Here is a 22,237-nt window from a genome sequence, read left to right as displayed (position 1 = left end):
TTCGCCACATTAAAAAAAAGTTAAAATTTTCTTAGGAAAAAGTAAAGCTTTTGGGCACTGATATATAAAAGGCAAATGATAATGGTTGATAGAAGTAAATTCAATGCAGAAGATTTTCTTGTCGATAGCACTTTCCAGCAATATTGTGCCGGTACCGATAAGCTTTGCATTGGATATTGGGAAAAGTACATTAATGCCCACCCCGAGCAGGCTGCAGTAATTGCAGAAGCAAGAAAACTTTACGTGATATTGAGCGGGAATAAACGCCCATTAAATAAACAGACCGAGATTTTAAGGGGAAGTATGTTCCCTGAAGAAAAAGTGGTTAAACTGAACCGTTATTTATGGCTTAAAATTGCGGCGGCATTAGTTTTAGTGCTTGGTACAGTGTTGGTTTATAACACATACTTTAAGCACAACAATACAGGAAATGCTGCGCAGGAGGTTTACACCTTTACTACAAAAAGCGGCGAGCGTAAAAAAATTAAGCTCCAGGATGGAACTACAGTACTCTTAAATGCCAAAAGCACTTTAGAGGTTACCAGAGGTTTTAACGATCAATACAGAGAAGTTACCTTAACAGGGGAGGCTTTTTTTGATGTGGCTCATGATAAAAACAAACCTTTTAAAGTGCGTACAACCGATTTTAATATCAATGTATTGGGTACCGCTTTTAACGTAAAGGCTTATCCTGATGAAACAACATCAGAAGCCACTTTAATCCGTGGCCTAATTACCATGGAAGGGGTAAATGGTAACGGAGGAACCATTACCTTAAAACCAAGTGAGAAAGTTACTTTTTATAAGAGTGTGGTTCAGCAGCAGAAAAGTAAATTGCTTAAGCATGCCACTTTAAGGCCCGAAATTACCATTAACCATTACACAAAGATTAAAGACAGCACCATTGTAGAAACAGCCTGGACACAGAACCGGATCGAAATTTATGATCAGGATTTTGATGAGATTAAGAATGTTTTAGAAAAATGGTATAACGTTGAAATTAAATTTACAGATCCTTCAATAGAAAAATACCGTTTTACGGCAACCATTACAAACGAAAGCATTGAAGAAGTTTTACATGCTTTAAAAGCAGCTGAAAATAATTTTAAATATGAGATAAAAGGAAAACAGGTAACCATCTCGAAATAGGAAGAAAAAGGACGGTGTTGGAGCACCGCCCTTAACAATTTCTCTTTTGATTAATTAATGGCAGTTTATGCGCAAACAGATTGCTGCCAAGAACTTTATGCAACCAAAAAAAACAAAAATATGATTTATTATTACTTACTGCAAGGGCGCCCAAAATATAAGGCGCTTCTAAAATTCATTATGCTAATGAAACTAGCCTGTATTATGGTTTTCATTACCTGTCTTAATGTTTCGGCATCGGTTTTTTCCCAGGAAAAAATTTCTTTAGATGTTAAAAAAACAAAGCTAGCCAGGGTTTTACAGATTATTGAACAGCAGAGCAGTTACCATTTTGTTTACAGTTCTTCTTACGTTCCGGTAAATAAAGACGTAAGCATTACGGTAACCAATACTTTGGTTACGGATGTGCTGGCAGCCATTTTAAACAGAACGAACCTGAAATATTCTGTTTCTGAAGGCGGCTTAATCGTAATCAGTAAAAATAAAGAAGTACCTATTAGCGGAACCGTAAAAGATGCCCTTGGAGGGGCTTTACCCGGTGCAAGTGTGAGGGTTAAAGGAACTGGTATTGGCACTTCTACCGATATAAACGGAAAATTCGTCTTAAACGCCCCCGAAAATGCAGTTTTGGTGGTTTCTTATGCAGGTTTTCAGACAAGGGAAATCGCTATAGGCACGCAAAACAGTATCGATATCGTACTGGCAGAAGATACCAAACAGCTTACTGATGTGGTGGTTACTGCTTTGGGTATCAAAAAAGAAAGAAGAGCATTAGGTTATTCGGTTACACAGGTAAGTGGCGAAACGTTAACGCAGGCCAGAGAAAATAATGTAGCCAACTCTTTAGTAGGTAAAGTGGCCGGTTTAGACATCAGTTCCACATCAGGAGGTGCTGGCGCAGCAACCAGCGTAACCATTCGCGGGGTTTCAAGCTTAAGCCAAACCAACCAGCCCTTATATGTAATTAATGGTGTACCGATGGAAAATAAACCGGTAGGTTTAAATAACCTAAATGCCAATGGAAACTCTGGTAGCCAATATGATAATGCACCTGATTTTGGGGATGCGGTTGGAAATTTAAATCCGGATGATATTGAAAGTATTTCAGTACTTAAAGGTGCTGCGGCTGCAGCATTATATGGTTACCGTGCAAAAGCAGGGGTAATTCTGATCACCACCAAAAGCGGAAAAGGCAATAGCATCGAATTTAATACCAATTACGTTGCAGAGCAAGTAATGGACAGAACCAACTGGCAGTACGTTTACGGACAGGGTGCCAATGGTGTAAAGCCAACTGATGCCGCTGCTGCTGCACAGGTTGGTGGATCGAGCTGGGGTGCCAGATTAGATGGATCTAACGTGGTTCAGTTTGATGGGGTAAGCAGGCCTTATACTGCACAGAAAAATAATATAGAAGATTTCTACCGTACCGGAGGCACATGGTCTAACACCCTGGCTTTAAATAAAAGTTTTGATGGCGGCTCTATCCGGTTGTCTGCCAACGATGTACACAATACTTCGGTTGTGCCTAATTCTGGTTTAAACAGGCAATCTTTTAACCTGGTAGGTACCTTTAACCCAATTAAATGCCTAACCATTGATGCCCGAATGAATTACATTCTGGAGCAGGCAAAAAACAGGCCGATGGTATCAGATGGTGCAGGTAATGCCAATTATAATGTGGCTTTTTTACCAACGAGTGTAAGTGTAAAAAGCCTCGATCCATGGAAAGATGCAAATGGAAATGAAATTCAGTACAATAAAGGCAATGCCTATGCCACCAATCCATGGTTTGCGGCAAATGAATTTGTAAACGATACCAAACGCGAACGTTTGATCAGCTCTTTTAATGCCCGCTATACTTTTGATAATGGTTTGTTTTTACAAGGCCGTGCAGGTCGTGATGCTTATAACGACACCTATAAAAATGTAGTACCTTCAGGTACAGCTTATTATGCTCCAGGTAAAATTGTAGAGCAGGCTACCAAATTTGCAGATGTTAACGTCGATGTATTAATCGGCAAGCCTTTTAAAGTAGACGAAGATTTCTCGATCACGCCAAATATTGGTGGCAGTTACCGCAGAACAAATATAACTCAAACGACCAATAGTGGTACCGATTTTGCCGTAGCAGGTGTTTACAACATTTTAAATGCTAAAAATAAATCAGTGGCTTATGTCACATCCGAAGCCGAAACGCAATCGGTATACGGTACGCTTGAACTTGCCTATCAAGATATTTTGTATTTAACCGGTAGCGGACGTACTGACTGGTTTTCTACACTGGCAACGCCTGGTAAAGACAATAAGTTGAATGTGGTTTATCCTTCCATTAGTGGTTCATTTGTTTTTTCAGAAGTTTGGAAACCATCATTCTTAAGCTTTGGTAAAGTTAGGGCAGGTTACGCAGTAGTTGGCCAGGCCACTGATCCTTATCAAACTTTGTTGACCTATAGTTTGAGAAGTGAGGTTTTAAACGGATTGCCATTGGGTACCATTTCGAATGTAAATATTCCTAATTCTGCATTAAAGGCTTCAAAAGCATCAGAATTGGAGATCGGAACGGAAATGCGCTTCTTTGGAGACCGTTTAAACCTTGATTTTACCTGGTACAAAAAAATATCTAAAGATGAAATCACTTTTGTAACCACATCTACCTCAACAGGTTATAGTGGTGCGGTGTTGAACTCGGGCAAAATAGAAAATAAAGGAGTGGAGCTGTTGCTGTCTGGTCAGGTAGTAAAAAACAAAGATTTCGTATGGACTTCTTCTTTAAACGGATCGTATAATGATAACAAAGTAATCTCGCTCGCCGATGGTGTGACTTCAAATCTTATTGCCACTTCAAGATCTGGAGTTGGATTTTTACAGAATATTCCGGGCAAAGCAGCCTCTCAGGTAATGGCTTATGATTATAAGTACGATGCATCGGGCAATATCATGCTCGGCGCAAACGGTGCCCCCCAACGTGGAGATCTTGTTGCATATGGCTCTGCCTATAATAAATGGTTTGCCGGCTGGAATAACGAGTTTAATTATAAAGGGGCAACATTATCATTTCTGATTGATGGTAAATGGGGCGGAAAATTATTTTCAGCTACCGATTATTATGGCTACGTATTTGGGTTACACCAGGCCACACTTGAAAACCGTGAGGCTTTAGGAAATACTGCTGCAGCTTATTATCAGCTTTCTGCAGATAACGTATCAAATAAATTTGTACAGGATGCCAGTTTCATAAAGTTCAGACAGATAACCCTGGGTTATAACTTTCCTGCCAAGATGTTCAATAACAAGATACATGGCTTAAATGTAAGTCTTGTTGGCCGCAATTTATTTATCCTGATGAAAAAGACGGATAATATCGACCCTGAATCGAGTTACAATGCCACTTTTCCGGGATTGGAATTGGGTGGTGTACCGCCAGTTAGAACGTTTGGTGTAAACCTTAGTGTTAAGCTTTAATTTTAAACAGACAGAACAATGAAAACAAACATATTAAAAAAATATAGCCTGTTACTTTGTATCGGCATGTTAATGATCTCGGGTTGTACCAAAAACTTCGAGGATATCAATACCAACCCTTCCGCATATGGAGCAGCAACTTTTGATCCCAATTATACTTTAACTACTGCTCAGCTTACTTACACCGGGAGTATCGATTTCGCTTACGATACCTGGAGAGGAAACCTCATTTATTCATCAACCATGATGCAGGGACTTTCTACCGTGCTGAGTTATTGGGCAGGGGATAAATATTTACTTAATGAGGGTTACACCGCAGCATACTGGGGCAGTACCACTGTTGGGGCCTACGTAGAGCAGGTTAAACCGATTGTAGATATTGTTGAATTTACAAAAGGATCTCCTAAATATAATAACGTTCGTCAGGTGGCCAGGTTGTGGAAAGCGCTGATCTTTGAACGTATTACAGATTTATATGGCGATGCACCGTATTCGGAAGCAGGGCAAGGTTATTATACAGGCAATTTAGCCCCTAAATATGATAAACAACAGGCAATTTATACCGATTTGTTAAAAGAAGTAGAAGAAGCCACTAATGCCTTGGATGTTAATGGAGATAAGGTTACCGGAGATGCTATTTATAAAGGCGACATCAATAAATGGAAAAGGTTTGGAAATACATTATTGTTACGTATAGCCATGCGTTTAACCAAAGTAGATGAAAATACGGCTAAGGCCTATGCTCAAAAAGTTATTGGTAAAACAATGATTAGTAATGATGATAATGCCCTTGTTAAACATGATGTATCAGGTGCAAGAGTAACCCAGAATCGTAATAGTCAGGTGCTGGCCGGAGATGGCGGACAAGAAAATTATTATGTGAAGTGGTCACAGACATTTATTAATAAATTAAAAACAGCGAACGATCCACGTTTAGGAAAAGTTGCGGTTACAGGTCTTTATCTTGATGAAAACAGTAAAACACAAAATCCTAATTACAGTGCCGATCCACTTTTACAAAAAGGAATGCCTAATGGAAAAGACCTGAGCGGTATTGCAGGCAGAGATATCAGGCAAGATGCTTCCTATACCACTTTTGCTGCTTATTCATCACCAAACCCGGCAATGATTAAGAAAGACGGGGTAACTTTTATCTTAACCTATACCGAAAGTGAATTGTTATTGGCAGAAGCAGCACAAAGATGGGCAATTGGCGGATCTGCGGCGGCCCACTATGCCAATGGTTTATCTGCCGGTATCACTTTCTTATCACAATACGACGCTAGCCTGGCCATATCGGGCACAATAGCCGATGCCTATGCTATCGCCAACCCATATATTCCAGCAAACGGATTAGAAATGATCAATACCCAATACTGGCTGCATACATGTACCATGTTAGATTTTTACGAAACCTGGTCTAATTGGCGCAGGTCAGGTTTCCCGGCACTAAACCCTGTGGTTTACCCCGGAAATGCTACCAATGGAACTATTCCCCGCCGTTTCCCTTATCCAGTAGAAGAGGCAACCAAGAATGGTGTTAACTACAAGGCCGCTTCTGCAGCTGTACCAGGCGGAGATAATCTGACCGGTAGAGTTTGGTGGGATAAATAATTTATATCATCCCGGTTACTGGCCGACATTGCTTATGCAGTGTCGGCTTTTTTTGTTTCATTATTTTCTGTTGTATTTTCATCAAACGTTTGCGCAAAACTTGCTTGAGTGTATAAAGAAGTTTAGTTTATCTTTAACTCATAAGCGCATTATTTTCAGCATTAAAACTGTAATGTGCTTAACGGAATAACCTAAACACCAATTATAACCATTCACCATTTACACATGAAAAGCATTCTGATTACCATTGCTTTTGTTGTTGTCAGCCAAAGTCTTTTATTCGGTCAAACCGACAGTACGGTTATTCAATCCGTACCTGATATTAAAGAAATAAGGGTTGGCGATAAGAAAGTTATTTTCCCCCAAAGCCCCAAAGGTTATTCGTTGGTATTTAAGGGGAGTAACCGCGAACCCATTATTGATGGATCCGGAAACATAACTATCCCCCTGGTTGCAACAAATGTGAGCTTATATTTCGAGTTGATCAGTGAGCTTAGCGATTCGATAAAGTACGATGTGTCTAAACAGATCGTGGTGCCTGGAAAATTCTCCGATGGAGGGGTTAACCCACAGCCTTTTGTAATCCCTGCTTTACGGGAATGGCATGGCGGTAAAGGCAATTTTTCTTTAACCACAGCCAGCAGAATCGTTTTGAACACAGCGAATGAAAAACAGTTGCAAAGCGCTGCACGTATATTAAAACAAGAGCTGAAAGATCTGGCAGGTATTAACCTGTCAATTGCAAAAGGCAGGCCTAAGAAAGGGGATATTTTTTTAACCTTAAATGCAAAAGACAAAAGCATTGGCGAAGAAGGGTATTACTTTAGTACAGATGAGTATATTGCCATTAGTGCCGTAAACTATCAGGGATTGTTCTGGGGAACGAGAACCTTGCTGCAATTGCTGGAGCAGAAAAATGTTATTCCGAAAGGATTGGCAAGAGATTATCCAGAATTTAAAGTGCGTGGTTTTGTGCTGGATGTGGGGCGCAAGTTCTTTAGCCTGCAGTTTTTAAGAGATTATGTGAAATTCATGTCTTATTACAAATTGAACGATTTTCAGATCCACTTAAATGATAATGGTTTTAAAAAATATTTCAACGATAATTGGCCCGATACCTATTCGGCTTTCCGTTTAGAAAATACGACCTATCCGGGATTAACCGCAAAAGATGGTTCTTATAGTAAAAAGGAATTTATAGCATTGCAACAGCTGGCTGATGACTATGCTGTTCGTATTGTTCCGGAAATTGATGCACCGGCACATGCATTGGCCTTTACCAAAGTGGTTCCCGAAATTGGTAGTAAAGCGTATGGTATGGACCATCTCGATTTGCATAATCCGCTTAGTTATACCGTTATGGAAAATATATTTAAAGAGTATATTTCTGGCAGCACGCCGGTATTCACCAGCAAAGCGGTTCACATCGGTACAGATGAATATGCTAAAAAAGATGCAGAGGTTTTTAGGGCTTTTACCGATCGCATGATTAAATATGTAGAAAGTTTTGGAAAAGAGGTTCGGCTTTGGGGAGCGTTAACACACGCAAAAGGTACTACTCCTGTAAAAGTAGAAAATGTGGTGATGAATACCTGGTATAATGGTTACGCCAACCCTGTTGAAATGAAGAAACTGGGCTATAAGCAAATCAGCACTCCGGATGGGTGGTTGTATATTGTACCTGCGGCCGGCTATTATTACGATTACCTGAATATTAAAAATCTTTATAACAAATGGACACCCTCTATGATAGGCAATGTTCAGTTTAAACCTGGCGATCCAACCATATTAGGTGGGTCTTTTGCGGTATGGAATGATATTGTAGGCAATGGTATTACGGAGAAAGATGTACACGACAGGGTATTCCCTGCCATGCAGGTATTATCACAAAAGATGTGGGGCGGCAGTAACACTACTTTAAAGTTCGACGATTTTAATGTTCTGAGTAAAAAAATAGGAGAAGGCCCTTCCTTAAATATAAGTGGAAAGTTATCTAAAAACGATGCGCCATTTACAGTCCGGTTTAACTTTGATCAAAAAGATAATCAAATTAAAACCAAGGGCGCTGTTTACTTAGAAGGATATTCAAAAAATGCCTTGTCATTTTCAGGAAAAGATAGTTATGCCAGCTTACCATACACTGAAATAGGATATGATTATACCGTTTCGTTTTGGATAAACCCTGCCAGTAACAATTTGGATGACGCAGTATTATTCAGATCGCCTAACGCTACTGTAAAATTAAGACAGACAGGTACCGGCAAACTTGGCTTTTCAAGAGAAGGTTACGATATTGATTTTGGCTATGCCGTACCTGAAAATAGCTGGACACATATTGTTATAACCGGAACCAATAAAGGCACCAGCCTTTATGTAAATGGCAAACCCGAAAAGCGATTGTACGATAACTGGATCGTGTTTGCAGATAAAGACAAAACGAGAATGCGTAAATCGGAAACTTTGTTCTTCCCGCTTCAAACAGTGGGCGGATTTAAAGGAAAGTTAGACGAATTACAAATTTGGAACAAAGTCCTGTCAGACGACGAGATTCTGGAATTAAAGTGATAGATTCTTTGTGATCTGGTATTTGCTTATCAGTCAAACGTTTGCGTGTAGATTTAGGGAAATATCTTTTCCATAAAGCATTATCTTTAATTAACAGGCAACTATACCACCCGTAATTAGCGGTTATTAACTTCTATCACTACCAAAGGTTGTAGTTGTATTTTCTGGCACTATACACCAATAATTTTTAATTAATAGTTAACCCACTTAAACAAAAGAAAATGAAAAAAACAATTGCTTTACTCGTAGCTTCTTTAGCTTTTACAGTTTGTCTGTTCAGTAGTTTTATACCCGGAAAAGTAACCCTTTCTCCTAAAAAGGTTATGCGTAGGGGGGGAGTTACGGTTACGAAAAATTTTACTACCAGTAACGGCCTGTCTGCAGTAGCAACACTTCAGTATACCACGGGGCAGGTTTATTCAAGCATTACAGTAACCATACAGGGAGAGGGTAATGTTCCGCTAACGTCGGTGTCTCATTCCTCGGGTCCGATTTATGCCGATACTTTTGAAGGTTACAAGGCCGGGTCTTATTATGAATATTTTGTACATGTATTGGTTACCGGAAACCCAACTATAGGCTGGCAGATTGGAGATGCAAGTGCCGAAGCAGTTGTAATTTAAGTTGCAACCCTGAATAAAGAGTCTACTGCTTCATCGCAGCAGTTTTTTGCAGAACCGGCAGACCTAAAAGTTTGCTGGTTTTTTTATGTTAACATTTCTAATGCGCTTTTTTGATAAACGCCGTAATAGTTTGATATTTAGGAACCAAATCAAAACAATGAAATTCAAATTTATACTTGCTACATTTTTAAGCGTAAGTGCTTTGGCATATGCACAACCCGGACCGAATAAAAGCCAGTCTAAAGAAACGGTAACCACTACGCAGGTTACAGTTAAAGACGAAGCGAAACCATCTGCTAATGAAAGGATTATCAAGGTGGAAAGTTCGGTGGTTACCAATCACTCCGTAAACATCGATGGGAAGGCGGTGCCTTACAAGGCCACTGCAGGTACACTTCCTGTATGGGATGAAGACGGAAAGCCGATTGCAGGTTTGTTTTATACTTATTACGAACGCAGCGATGTTCAGAACCGCGATAAGAGGCCTTTGGTTATTTCTTTTAATGGAGGCCCCGGTTCGGCTTCAGTATGGATGCATATCGCCTATACCGGCCCAGTGATGTTAAATATTGATGATGAGGGTTATCCGGTACAGCCTTACGGTTATAAAGAAAATCCATATTCTATTTTAGATGTGGCCGATATCGTTTACATCGATCCGGTTAATACAGGGTATTCGCGGGCGGTGAGCAAAGATATCCCAACCAATAAATTCTTTGGTGTACGCGCCGATATTAAGTATCTGGCAGAGTGGATCAATACTTTTGTAACCCGGAACAACCGCTGGGCTTCGCCAAAATTTTTAATCGGCGAAAGTTATGGTACAACCCGTGTTTCGGGCCTTGCTTTAGAGCTGCAGAACAGCCAGTGGATGTATTTAAACGGGGTGGTGCTGGTATCGCCAACCGAATTGGGTATTGAACGGAGCGGTCCTGTTGATGCAGCTTTGCGTTTGCCTTACTTTGCCGCAACGGCATGGTACCATAAAGCCTTGGCCAGCGATTTACAAGGAAAAGATTTAACAGCAATGCTGCCCGAGGTAGAAACTTTTACCATTAACGAGCTCATCCCGGCAATTTCGCAGGGTGGCATGCTCAGTGCCGATAAAAAGAAAGCCATTGCCGTTAAAATGGCCCGTTATTCGGGGCTTTCTGAAAAGGTAATTCTAGATTATAACCTTAACGTACCGACCGATTTTTTCTGGAAAGAACTGTTAAGGGATAAAGGTTTCACAGTTGGGCGTTTAGATTCGCGCTACCGCGGTATAGATAAAATGACTGCGGGCGAAGGTCCGGATTATAATGCAGAGCTAACTTCCTGGCTGCATTCTTTTACCCCGGCCATTAACATGTATATCCGCAACGAGCTTAACTACAAAACCGATTTAAAATACAATATGTTCGGTTCTGTGTATCCCTGGGATAAAACCGGAGACCAAACAGGCGATAACCTCCGTCAGGCCATGGCACAAAATCCTTACCTGCATTTATTGGTACAATCGGGCTATTATGATGGTGCCTGCGATTATTTTAATGCCAAATATAGCATGTGGCAGTTAGATGCTGCCGGTAAACTTCAGGATCGTATGAGCTGGGAAGGTTACCGTAGCGGACACATGATGTACCTGCGTAAAGATGATTTAAAAATGGCCAATAACCACATTCGCGAATTTATTAAAAAAGCCCTGCCTAAAGCAGGTGAGGCAGCTAAGTTTTAAGATTTAGCGTTGGCAACAAACAGGACTTAAAGTTATTAGCTGTTTTAGGTTTTTTGGAGCGTAGCTTCAGCACAATAATGAATGTTAGTCCTGCTTTACATTACATCTTTTTTTGTTTATGTCATGCTGAGGTATGAAGCATCTGTTTCATCGGGGCGAGATGCTTCGTGCCTCAGCATGACAGCACATTTGAGGGCGGCGGTACAGAACTTACATAGTTGCAGAAACCGGAATAAAATAAACCTGCTCTACCTTCTGCCGCCCTTCGCGGCAGAAGGTAGAGCAGGACAGAACCAGGCCAAAGTATCACTGCAATTGCTTTTCAAATCATATCATTTTTTAGAACGGGCAGAATTCTCTACACGTTACTATTGTTTTCCCAATTATAATAACTTTTACTATAAGCATCTGCTAACCTGCTGATGTATTTTATACTTGTAAAAACGTAAACAAAAAACTGTTGGTTACAAACTAAAAATAATTACTTATTTTTGTGGTTCAATTATGCAGCAGATAAAAACATCATTCGATTTTGAAAAACCTATTGCCGATTTAGTTCAGCAGATAGAAAAGGTTAAACAAGTTGCCGAAAAAACCAAGGTAGATATGTCTGCCACTTTAGACGAGCTTGATGGTAAATTAGATGAAACTACCAACAACTTATATAAAAATTTAACCGGTTGGAACAAGGTTCAGATGAGCCGTCACCCGGATCGTCCGCAAACTCTTGATTATATCAATATGATTTGCGATGATTTTATTGAAATGCACGGCGATAGAACGGTAAAAGATGATAAAGCAATTATTGGTGGCTTTGCTTCTATAAATGGCCAAACCGTAATGGTTATTGGTCATCAGAAGGGTAAAAACACCAAAGAACGCCAGTACCGCAATTTTGGTATGGCCAATCCGGAAGGCTACCGCAAAGCTTTAAGGTTAATGCGCCTGGCCGAAAAATTCAATAAACCTGTTATTACGTTTATTGATACCATGGGTGCTTACCCGGGTTTGGAAGCTGAAGAACGCGGACAAGGAGAAGCTATTGCCAGAAACTTATTGGAAATGGCTGTTTTACGTGTGCCTATTATCTGCATCGTTGTAGGAGAAGGTGCATCGGGAGGAGCTTTGGGTATCGGTATCGGCGATAAAGTTTATATGTTAGAGCATACCTGGTATTCGGTTATTTCGCCTGAGTCTTGTTCATCTATTTTATGGAGAAGCTGGGATTTTAAGGAAAAAGCTGCCGAATGCCTCAAATTAACTTCTGACGATATGTTCAATAATAAGTTAATTGATGGAATCATTCCTGAACCTTTAGGTGGTGCGCACCAGGATCCGGAATTGATGGGTAAAACATTAAAAGAGTATATCGTAAAAGATTTAGCCGCTTTGGGTAAATTAAAAACCGATAAGATGATTGAGCAAAGGATTGAGAAATTTTGCGAAATGGGCGTAGTAAACGAATAGCCCTAATAAAAATATAAAAATTAATCCTGTTCGGTAATACTGAACAGGATTTTTTTGTGGGTAAAGGCATGCTCACGCTCGTTTCTAACGAGCGTGTAAATAGCAGGTCGTATTTACGATTTAGAAACACTTTCCTTTTCTTTACGATGGAATCGTAAAAACTATTTTGCACTCGTTAGAAACGAGCGCAAGCGAACACTTTATGGGCTGATCAACAAAAAAGCAGCTACAAATTAATGCAGCTGCTTGCTAAGCTATTTACAGGCCCGTTTATTATTGCGGACCTTGTTGTGGAAAGAACATCGATAAACGGCCTTCCAGATTGTTGAATGTTTTCTGAAGCTTCTCGCTCAACTTATCCTGACCTGCAGCTTTACTCGTTTTAACCATTCGGTCAAGATAGTATAAACCGGTCTGGATATTCTGCGATCCGGTTAAACCTTTTGATTGTGAAATATCAGCCAGGTAGTTTAATTCCTTACTGATATAATCGCCTGATTTGTCTAAAATATCGTTAGCCCTTGCTGTTTCACCTAATTTATATAAATTTTCGGCCATGTAGAACTTTACAACCACCGTGCGTATGCCAAAGAATTTTTCGGTTGGCATCACGGCAAAATATTTATCTACTACTTTTTTAGCTTCATCAATTTTACCTTCTTTAATCAGGCCGCTTGTTAAACTGCTGAAAATATTGGTAAAAATGAAAGTATCATCTGACGATTGCGGATCTAAATATTTAGCGGTTTTCATATTGCCCCACTTAAATTTAGTCATCACATTATTATAAAGAACAGGTGTGTTCAACTGGTCTGGTTTATCGTCAGATGCTGTGGTATCAGCTTTAAGTGGCAATAAACGCAAAGCCAACCCTTCGCTGTACAGGTATTTATCTAAACCGTTATATTGATCTGAAGGCACTGTAGAGGCGAAATAGATCGGACGTTTCCAGTTGTTGTGAGCAAGGATATCGAACATGGCTAAAGTACCTTTAGTTACATAACCCTTGTTAAATTTCCAATCCATTTCGGTGGCAATTTTCGCAGCATCTGCAGCCGGAACGGTCCCGGTACTGATTACCTGCTGCGGATCAACTGTAATTTTTAAGTTCTTGGTTGGTAAAAAGTTAGATTTCGACCCATCCTGCATAGGGACTTTATCGCTGTCATCATTTGATAACAATAAGTCAACCACATTTTTTAACTCAACATTACCTGCAAGCTTATAATCGTCATAAGGCATTACATCGCGTTCGCCCTGTACATATTGTTCAGGTTTCATGGTAATTGGCAATGGAGCCGATTCGTTTTGTTTCTGGCGTAAGCCGTTAATATACCAGTCTGTATCGAATAAACTCAGGTTTACAATGCGCACATCAGGACGTACATTTTCTACTTCCTGGATATACCAAAGCGGATAGGTATCGTTATCGCCATACGTAAACAAAATGGCATTAGGCGCACACGATTGCAGGTAGTCTAAAGCAATATCGTGCGGAACCAGTTTGGTAGAGCGGTCATGATCATCCCATCCCTGCTCGGCCATAATAACCGGGGCAGCCAGTAAACCAATAACCGTTGCACCAATGGCTCCGGCAGTTGGGGTTAATTTTTTAAACAGCCATTCCTGTAATGCCAGTGCACCCAGCCCTATCCATATAGCAAAGGCATAGAAAGATCCTACATAGGCGTAATCTCTCTCGCGCGGCTCCAAAGGCTTTTGATTCAGGTATAATACAATTGCAATACCGGTAAAGAAGAATAACAAACCCACTACACCTGCATCTTTTTGGTTGCGTTTAAAGTGCCAAAGTGCACCGATTATTCCCATAATCAAGGGTAAAAAGAAGAAACGGTTATATGCTTTATTGTCAACAGTTGATGGCGGCAAATGACTTTGATCACCTCGCAGCCAGCTGTCAATCGGTTTAATCCCGCTAATCCACTCGCCTTCAAATCCGCTGCCCTGACCTTGCTCATCATTCTGGCGGCCAACAAAGTTCCAGAAGAAATAACGCATATACATATAACCAATCTGGTAACTTGCTAAAAAGCCAACATTATCAACCAGGTTAGGGTTTTTTGAATCATCTAGGTGCATCCATTCTTTGTAAAAACTGGCATGTCTGGCGTCATCACTGTACATACGTGGCAATAGCGTATTGTTATTGTATTCGTAATCAGTTTTTTTACCAGCTACTTCATATTTGTCTTTACCTTTTCTCCAAATGGTTTTTCCACCTTCAACTACTCCTGTTCTTTCAGAATTATAGTTAGGGCCGTACAATAATGGCCTGTCGCCATACTGCTCACGGTTGAGGTAGCTTAAAAAAGAGAAAGCATCTTTAGGCGCACTGTTATTTAAATTCGGGTCTGCCTTTGCCCTGATAATGATCATCGAAAAAGATGCATAACCAAATATAATCAACACGGCAGATAGTAAACCCAGATTTAATAATTTCTTTTGATGTCTGATCGAATAACGGATTCCCCAAACCAGGGCTCCGATTAATAAAATTGCGAAGAATAAAACACCGGTTCCAAAACCAAGACCCAACGTATTTACAAAGAACAAATCGAAATACGCACCGAACGAAACCAGATATTGGATAATACCATATTGGATTACTGCCAGAATTAAAATACCAACCAGCAAGGTTTTAAAAATACCTCCGGTTGTCGCTTTATCAGTTCTTTTGAAATAATAAACAAAAGCCAGTGCAGGGATGGTTAATAAGTTTAATAGGTGAATACCGATAGATAAACCCATGATATAAGCTATAAACAGCAACCAGCGGTCGGCTCTTGGCTCATCTGCGTGTGCCTCCCATTTAAGGATGGCCCAGAAAACAATCGCAGTAAATAATGATGATTGTGCATAAACTTCCGATTCAACTGCCGAAAACCAAAAACTATCAGAAAAAGTATAAGCCAGTGCACCAACAGCGCCGGCACCCATAATGCTGATGAGTTTTCCGGTTGTAAGTTCTTCACCAGCTTTAACGATGGTTTTTTTAGCTAATGCGGTAATGGTCCAAAACAAAAATAAGATAGTTGCCCCGCTCGAAACAGCCGACCCCACATTCATCCAGTAAGCGATTTTGGTTAAATCTCCAGCTGCAAAGATAGAGAAGAAACGCTGTATCATTAAGAATAATGGGGCGCCCGGTTGGTGAACAACCTGCATTCTAAATGCTGACGCAATAAATTCACCGCAATCCCAAAAGCTGGCAGAAGGCTCGAGGGTCAAAACATAAGTGAGTGTAGCAATTAAAAAGCAGATCCAGCCTACTATATTATTAACTTTTGAATAATTCATCGGTTTGTTTAATGATATTAAAAATTGTTTTTATATAAAAATGCTGCCGAAATTAACTATTCTAGTCGACAAAACAGGTAATTTTTTGGATTCATTTAACAATTTTTAACGGCTTAAGCCTATTAACATCAAGGATTTTAATCAGTCTTAAAAGAAAAACCCATAGGCAGGAATGTTAAAAGCCGCCTATGGGTTTAAATTTAAAATATTTTTATGCTAACCGGTTGCATAGGGGGTAAAACGGGCAATCAGATCGTTGTACTCTTTTTCGAGGCTTTTACTTAGCCCTCCCTGTTTAAAAACACCAGTTAATTTTACCATTTGACCCAGGTAGGCGAGGTAAAAACGTACATCCTGCTCTGCCGCAAGCTGGTTTTTGCTTTCCGAAACATCAGCAAGATAATTCAGTTCCTTATTAACGTAATCGGCCGTTTTTTTGATCATTGCATTTGCGCGGTTTAAGTCGTTTAAGCGGTAAAGGCTTTCGGTAAAATAATAAGTACTCATTACCTGGCGCATGCTGTAAAATTTATCCGGGATTACTTCAAGGAATTTATTCACCATTTTTTTGCTTTCTGCAATCTTGCCCTGGTTGATCAGGTCGTTTAAAGCACTGTTAAACATATTCGAGATTCTGGTTACATCATCAGACGATTGCCTGTCCAGGTGATTTGCATTTTTGATATTTCCATAAGCATAAATGTTCATCAGGTTGTTGTACAATGGTCTGAGGTTGATGCGCTCATAATCTTCAGTAATGGTTGTATCCGGTTTTAACGGCAGTAATCTTTTGTTCAGCCCTTCCGAATAAAGGTATTGGTTTAAACCGATATACTGTTCATCGGGCATGGCTCCGGTAAAGTAAATGGGGCGTTCCCAGTTGTTGTGCACCAAAATATCGAACAATGCCAAAGTTCCTTTCGTTACATAGTTTTGGTTAAAGGTCCATTCCATGCTGTTTGCAATTTTGCCCGCATCTTCTTTCGGTACCGTACCTGTATCTAAAACCTGTTGCGGGCTTACCGCAAGTTTCAGGTTTTTGGTAGGCAATACATTATATTTTGTGCCATCGTTCATGGTTACTTTATCAGCATCGTTATCCGATAACAGTACATCTAAAATTTCTTTCAGCTCAATGTGCTGCGCAATTTTATAATCCTGGTAATACATAATGTCGCGGGTACCTTCCACGTATTGTTCAGGTTTTAAGGTGATGGGCAAAGGGGCCGATTCGTTCTGCTTTTTCCGCATGCCATCAATGTACCAATCGGCAGTGAATAAACTTAGGTTTACCACCCGCACATCCGGACGTATATTTTCTACTTCCTGTGCATACCATACCGGGTAAGTATCGTTATCGCCATAGGTAAACAGAATGGCATTGGGTGCGCAGGATTTAAGGTAGTTGACAGACATATCCCTTGCGTCGTGACTATCCGAACGGTCGTGATCATCCCAGCCCTGGTTGGCCATGATGATCGGTGCGCAGAACATGGCCACAACAGATGCAAAAATACCAGCCCGTGCAGGTGTCAATTTTTTAAATACCCAGTCTTTTAACCCCAACACGCCTAAGCCAATCCAGATGGCAAAAGCATAAAATGAGCCTACGTAAGCATAATCCCTTTCGCGGGGCTCAACCGGAACAGAATTGAGGTACAGCACTATGGCAATCCCGGTAGAAAAGAACAACAGGCCAATAACACCGGCATCTTTCTGGTTGCGTTTAAAATGCCAAACCGCACCGATAAGGCCGATAATTAAAGGCAAAAAGAAAAAACGGTTATAAGCTTTGTTCTCGGTAACAGATGGAGGCAGGTTTTTCTGACTGCCCAGTCTAATCGCATCTACCGGTTTTATTCCGCTAAGCCAGGTGCCATCTGTGCCGCCTAACTGACCGTCTTCATTGTTTTTCCGGCCTGCAAAATTCCACATAAAATAACGCATATACATCTGTCCGGCCTGGAAAGAGAACATGTATTGCAGGTTTTCTAACAATGTTGGTTTATGCTGATCGTCAAAACCCATGTAATTTTTATAAAAGCGAACATGCTCAGGTTTATCGCTGTACATGCGGGGCATTAAAGTTTTATCGGCAAAAACGTAGGCCGATTTGGTTCCGGCAGGTTCGTACTTCTTATTGCCCTTACGGAAAATCTTGCCGGTTTCCTTAATGTCGATTTTTTCTGAATTGTAGTTTTCTCCATAAAATAAAGGCCTGTCGCCATATTGATCGCGGCCCAAATACCTGGAAAATGAAAATACATTATCTACATTGTAGTTGTTGAGGTTGGGCTTAGCCTGCGCCCTGATTACTAAAAGCGCAAAAGAACTGTAACCGAATAAAAGCAGTACAGTGAATAATAAGATCAGGTTTAAGGCTCTTTTGTTCCTTCTGATCGAATAACGGATGCCATAAACCAGGCCGCCAATTACTAAAATGGCAAAAACTAATATACCTGTGCCGAAACCCAGGTTTACGGTATTAACGAAAAAGTAATCGAAACCTGCTGCAAACGATACCACATACTGGATTATACCAAACTGCACGCTGGCCAATGCCGCAATAGCAACAAAAGATACTTTTACAATGCCCAGCCATGTTGGCGAAGGGTTCTTTTTAAAATAATAAACAAATATTAATGCAGGGATGGTCAGCAGGTTTAAAATGTGTACTCCTATAGAAAGCCCCATAATATAGGCTACAAAAAGCAACCAGCGATCTGATTTCGGCTCGTCAGCCTGCGATTCCCATTTCAATATGCCCCAGAGCACTACGGCACTGCAAAGCGACGACATGGCGTAAACCTCGGCCTCTACGGCCGAAAACCAGAAACTATCCGAAAAAGCATAAGCCAGGGCACCAACCAAACCTGCGCCGATAATACTTATTGTCTGTTGTTTGGTAATGATTTCTCCTTTTTTAACCAGGATTTTCTTTGCCAATGCTGTAATGGTCCAGAATAAAAATAAAATGGTACCCGCACTTGCGAGCGCCGATGCAATATTCATAAAATAGGCTATCTTGGTTTTATCTCCAAAAGCCAGTATAGAGAACATTCTTTGAATCATGGACACAATTGGCGCACCAGGCTGATGCACCACCTCCATTCTATAGGCCGAGGAAATGAATTCGCCACAGTCCCAAAAGCTTACGGATTGATCTAAAGTTAAAATGTAGGTGATTGCAGCAATGCAAAAGCAGAGCCAGCCTCCAATGGTGTTGATCCTGGTGTAGTTCATAGTTTAATTTTTTGTCTTTGATAATAAATGATTTATGTGGTTCACAGTAAAAAAATGTCGTTTAAAAAAATAAAATGTTGCATCGGATGGGATCATTTTTTTATCTTTGTATCGCAAACAACGAACGGCAGGAAAGAAATTAAAATATTTTAAAATCACTCTTGCATAATTAAAATAAGGTTCCTACATTTGCATTCCCTTTCGAGGAGAATATCCTTGATAAAAATTGTCCGATAGTATAAGGGTAGTACAACGGTTTTTGGTACCGTTTGTCTTGGTTCGAATCCAGGTCGGACAACAAAAATTTAATGTCGGATCATGTTTTAAACAGACATGATCCGATTTTTTTTAACCGTAAACTACACACGGACCATGCCATTGCAGTTTAACCCGGTAAAACTTTTTTCCGGAACAGGTTCTAAGGGATTATCACTTAAGATTGCCGAACATTACGGCAAACCACTTGGTAGCGTAACCATCCATAAATTCAGCGATGGTGAATTTCAACCTTCTTTTGATGAGTCAGTTCGTGGTAGTGATGTTTTTCTGATTCAGTCTACCTATCAGCCAAGCGATAACTTAATGGAACTTTTGTTAATGATTGATGCCGCTAAAAGAGCATCTGCGCATTACATTACAGCAGTGGTTCCTTATTATGGGTTGGCACGTCAGGATAGAAAAGATAAACCACGTGTAGCAATCGGGGCCAAATTGGTAGCCAATTTATTAAAGTCGGCAGGTATCCACCGCATCATGACGATGGATTTACATGCTGCACAGATACAGGGTTTCTTTGATATTCCGGTTGATCACCTGGACGGATCGGTTATCTTTGTGCCTTATATCAAAAGCTTAGGTTTAAAAAACTTAACCATTGCATCTCCCGATATGGGCGGTTCGTACAGGGCACGTACTTTTGCCAAGTTTTTTAATGCAGAAGTGATTATTTGCGATAAACGCCGTAAACGCGCCAACGAAATCGAATCGATGTCTATTATTGGTGATGTGCAGGGGCAAGATGTGGTATTGATAGATGATATCTGCGATACTGCAGGTACCTTGTCAAAGGCTGCCGCCCTGATTATGGAGAATGGTGCTGCCAGCGTAAGAGCGGTTTGTACACATGCCGTATTATCGGGCAATGCAGTAGAAACCGTAGAAAATTCAGTATTAACTGAACTGATAGTAACCGATACAATCCCGTTAAAACAGGAAAGTTCGAAAATAAGGGTGTTAAGCACGGCAAGTTTATTTGCAAGGGCCATTGCCAATGTAAATGAGCACGGATCCATTAGCGATCTGTTTAGGGTTTAATGCAAAGCGTTTAGTGCATTGCGATTAGCGTTTTAAGGCTATCGCCCAAAAAAAAAGAATAATAAAGGTAGGAGGTAAGGTGTAGAAAGCTTTAAGTCTTGATACAAACTACTAAATACTTGATACTAATACATAATTAAATAAATAAAAAATGAAAACAATCGCAATTAGCGGTTCTCCAAGAGAGAACGTAGGGAAACGCGATGCCAAGGAACTTCGTTACGAAGGTAAAGTTCCGGCGGTATTGTACGGTGGAAAAGAGCAACAACACTTAGCTGTGGTTATTGCTGATTTAAGAGATGTAATTTATACCCCGGAGGTTAACTTTGTTGAAATCAATGTTAACGGTGTTAAAACTAAAGCTATCGTAAAAGATACGCAGTTTCACCCACTTACCGATGTATTATTACACATCGATTTTCTTCAGTTGTTCGACGAGAAAGAAATCGTGATGGAAATCCCTGTAAAATTAACAGGAACTTCTCCAGGTGTTAAAATGGGGGGTAAATTAATCCAGAAATTACGTAAACTACGTGTTAAAGCGTTACCAGCTAACATGCCACAAAACGTAGAAGTAAGCTTAGAGAAATTAGAAGTAGGTAGCTTGTTCCGTGTTCGTGACCTTAAAGGTGATAAATACGTAATCACTAATACTCCTGAAGATACTATCGTTTCTGTTGCAATGTCTAGAGCATTAAAACAAGCAGAAACTGAAGCTGCTAAAGGTAAAAAGTAATCAGGATTCTTAGGATTTCTTGATTTCAAGATAAAGCGTTTCGATTTAATTCGGAACGCTTTTTTTTTACATTAAAATTAATCCGCTAATTAATTTTGTGGTATAGGCTTCGGACTCCTGACTTCGGACCTTTTTTTTATCTTTGCCCCATGAAATATCTTATAGTTGGCTTAGGAAATATCGGACCGGATTATGCACATACCCGGCATAATATTGGCTTTGATATTGCTGATGAACTGGTAAAAGGTTTAGGTGGTAGTTTTGATAATGTTCGTTTGGCCTATTATGCTGAGGTCGGTTTTAAAGGCAAAAAATTGCACGTAATTAAGCCTACAACCTTTATGAACCTAAGCGGTAAGGCTGTTAACTATTGGATGAAGGAGTTGAAAATAGCACCAGAAAATGTACTCGTTGTTGTTGATGACCTTGCACTGCCATTGGGTAAACTCAGGTTAAAACTGCAAGGCTCAAGCGCTGGACATAACGGCTTAAAAAGTATTGAAGAAGTGTGTGGGGGGCAAAATTATGCGCGTTTACGTTTCGGAATCGGTAACGATTATCCCAAAGGCCGGCAAGTAGATTTTGTGTTAGGTTTATTCGATAAAAACGAACAATTGGAACTGCCGGCACTGATTGATAAAAGTGTAGAATTGATTAAAAGTTTTGTCACTGTTGGGCCCGCTCACACCATGACGGCTTTTAATAAGTAGTTTTCTTACAAGAATCGTCATGCTGATCCGATAGCTATCGGATTTATTTCGGCATCTTTGCAAAACAAATCCTAAAATAAAATTCATGCTAACGGATAGTTTGACTGTAACAGGGATAATCCAGAAAGAAGGTTTTTTGGAGAGCAATTACAGTAGCACTTTTTAATGTTCGCCCTGCTTTTCATTACAAGTCCTCGCTACGTGGACTGCCCCCAAAAAGTTGGACACTTTAATAGGAGCATTTTATGAGCAGAAAAATTAAGTATAGTCTGGAATTTAAACTGGCTATCATCGGTCAGGTCTTAAGTAGAGAGAA

12 protein-coding genes are annotated in these 22,237 nt (G+C 40.2%); 10 read left to right on the top strand and 2 right to left on the bottom strand.

Going from position 1 to position 22,237, the window contains the following annotated elements:
* The first annotated feature begins 81 nt into the window (after positions 1-81).
* The 7 genes from ACFSR6_RS03610 to ACFSR6_RS03580 all read left to right on the top strand — a co-directional run bounded on the left by ACFSR6_RS03610 (position 82) and on the right by ACFSR6_RS03580 (position 12,600).
* Positions 82-1,149: a FecR family protein gene (locus ACFSR6_RS03610; protein WP_379075062.1), complete on the top strand. Its 1,068-nt coding sequence runs from the start codon at positions 82-84 to the stop codon at positions 1,147-1,149.
* Between the two features lie 186 nt (positions 1,150-1,335).
* Entirely contained in the window at positions 1,336-4,614 is a 3,279-nt protein-coding gene (locus ACFSR6_RS03605) for a SusC/RagA family TonB-linked outer membrane protein (protein ID WP_379075059.1), read from the top strand.
* Between the two features lie 18 nt (positions 4,615-4,632).
* Positions 4,633-6,228: a SusD/RagB family nutrient-binding outer membrane lipoprotein gene (locus tag ACFSR6_RS03600; protein WP_343524664.1), complete on the top strand. Its 1,596-nt coding sequence runs from the start codon at positions 4,633-4,635 to the stop codon at positions 6,226-6,228.
* A gap of 225 nt (positions 6,229-6,453) precedes the next feature.
* Positions 6,454-8,793, top strand: coding sequence for a family 20 glycosylhydrolase (locus ACFSR6_RS03595; RefSeq protein WP_379075056.1), 2,340 nt, complete (start codon positions 6,454-6,456; stop codon positions 8,791-8,793).
* Between the two features lie 221 nt (positions 8,794-9,014).
* A complete protein-coding gene (locus ACFSR6_RS03590; protein ID WP_379075053.1) occupies positions 9,015-9,416 on the top strand; it encodes a hypothetical protein in 402 nt (133 codons plus the stop codon).
* Positions 9,417-9,573: 157 nt separating this feature from the next.
* Positions 9,574-11,133, top strand: coding sequence for a S10 family peptidase (locus ACFSR6_RS03585; protein WP_379075050.1), 1,560 nt, complete (start codon positions 9,574-9,576; stop codon positions 11,131-11,133).
* Positions 11,134-11,637: 504 nt separating this feature from the next.
* Complete coding sequence (locus ACFSR6_RS03580; protein ID WP_379075047.1) at positions 11,638-12,600, top strand: acetyl-CoA carboxylase carboxyltransferase subunit alpha; 963 nt, start codon at positions 11,638-11,640, stop codon at positions 12,598-12,600.
* Positions 12,601-12,873: 273 nt separating this feature from the next.
* Here the strand turns inward: ACFSR6_RS03580 and ACFSR6_RS03575 are convergent, their stop codons facing one another.
* Together ACFSR6_RS03575 and ACFSR6_RS03570 are read right to left on the bottom strand one after the other, a co-directional pair.
* Positions 12,874-15,918, bottom strand: coding sequence for a DUF2723 domain-containing protein (locus tag ACFSR6_RS03575; protein WP_379075045.1), 3,045 nt, complete (start codon positions 15,916-15,918; stop codon positions 12,874-12,876).
* A gap of 216 nt (positions 15,919-16,134) precedes the next feature.
* Positions 16,135-19,161, bottom strand: coding sequence for a glycosyltransferase family 117 protein (locus ACFSR6_RS03570; RefSeq protein WP_379075042.1), 3,027 nt, complete (start codon positions 19,159-19,161; stop codon positions 16,135-16,137).
* Between the two features lie 372 nt (positions 19,162-19,533).
* Here ACFSR6_RS03570 and ACFSR6_RS03565 point away from each other — a divergent pair, with 372 nt between their 5' ends.
* The 3 genes from ACFSR6_RS03565 to pth all read left to right on the top strand — a co-directional run bounded on the left by ACFSR6_RS03565 (position 19,534) and on the right by pth (position 21,921).
* Positions 19,534-20,475 (top strand): ribose-phosphate pyrophosphokinase, encoded by a 942-nt coding sequence (locus ACFSR6_RS03565; RefSeq protein ID WP_379075228.1) that lies wholly within the window; start codon positions 19,534-19,536, stop codon positions 20,473-20,475.
* A 151-nt stretch (positions 20,476-20,626) separates the two neighbouring features.
* On the top strand, positions 20,627-21,211 hold the full coding sequence (locus tag ACFSR6_RS03560) for a 50S ribosomal protein L25/general stress protein Ctc (RefSeq protein WP_183765198.1): 585 nt from the start codon (positions 20,627-20,629) through the stop codon (positions 21,209-21,211).
* A 149-nt stretch (positions 21,212-21,360) separates the two neighbouring features.
* Positions 21,361-21,921 (top strand): aminoacyl-tRNA hydrolase, encoded by a 561-nt coding sequence (gene pth / locus ACFSR6_RS03555; protein ID WP_379075039.1) that lies wholly within the window; start codon positions 21,361-21,363, stop codon positions 21,919-21,921.
* Positions 21,922-22,237 lie beyond the last annotated feature (316 nt).

Source organism: Pedobacter vanadiisoli (assembly GCF_042684385.1).
Lineage (GTDB): Bacteria > Bacteroidota > Bacteroidia > Sphingobacteriales > Sphingobacteriaceae > Pedobacter > Pedobacter vanadiisoli.
Note: the sequence above shows the minus strand (reverse complement) of the source record. Positions and strands in the feature narration are given on the sequence as shown.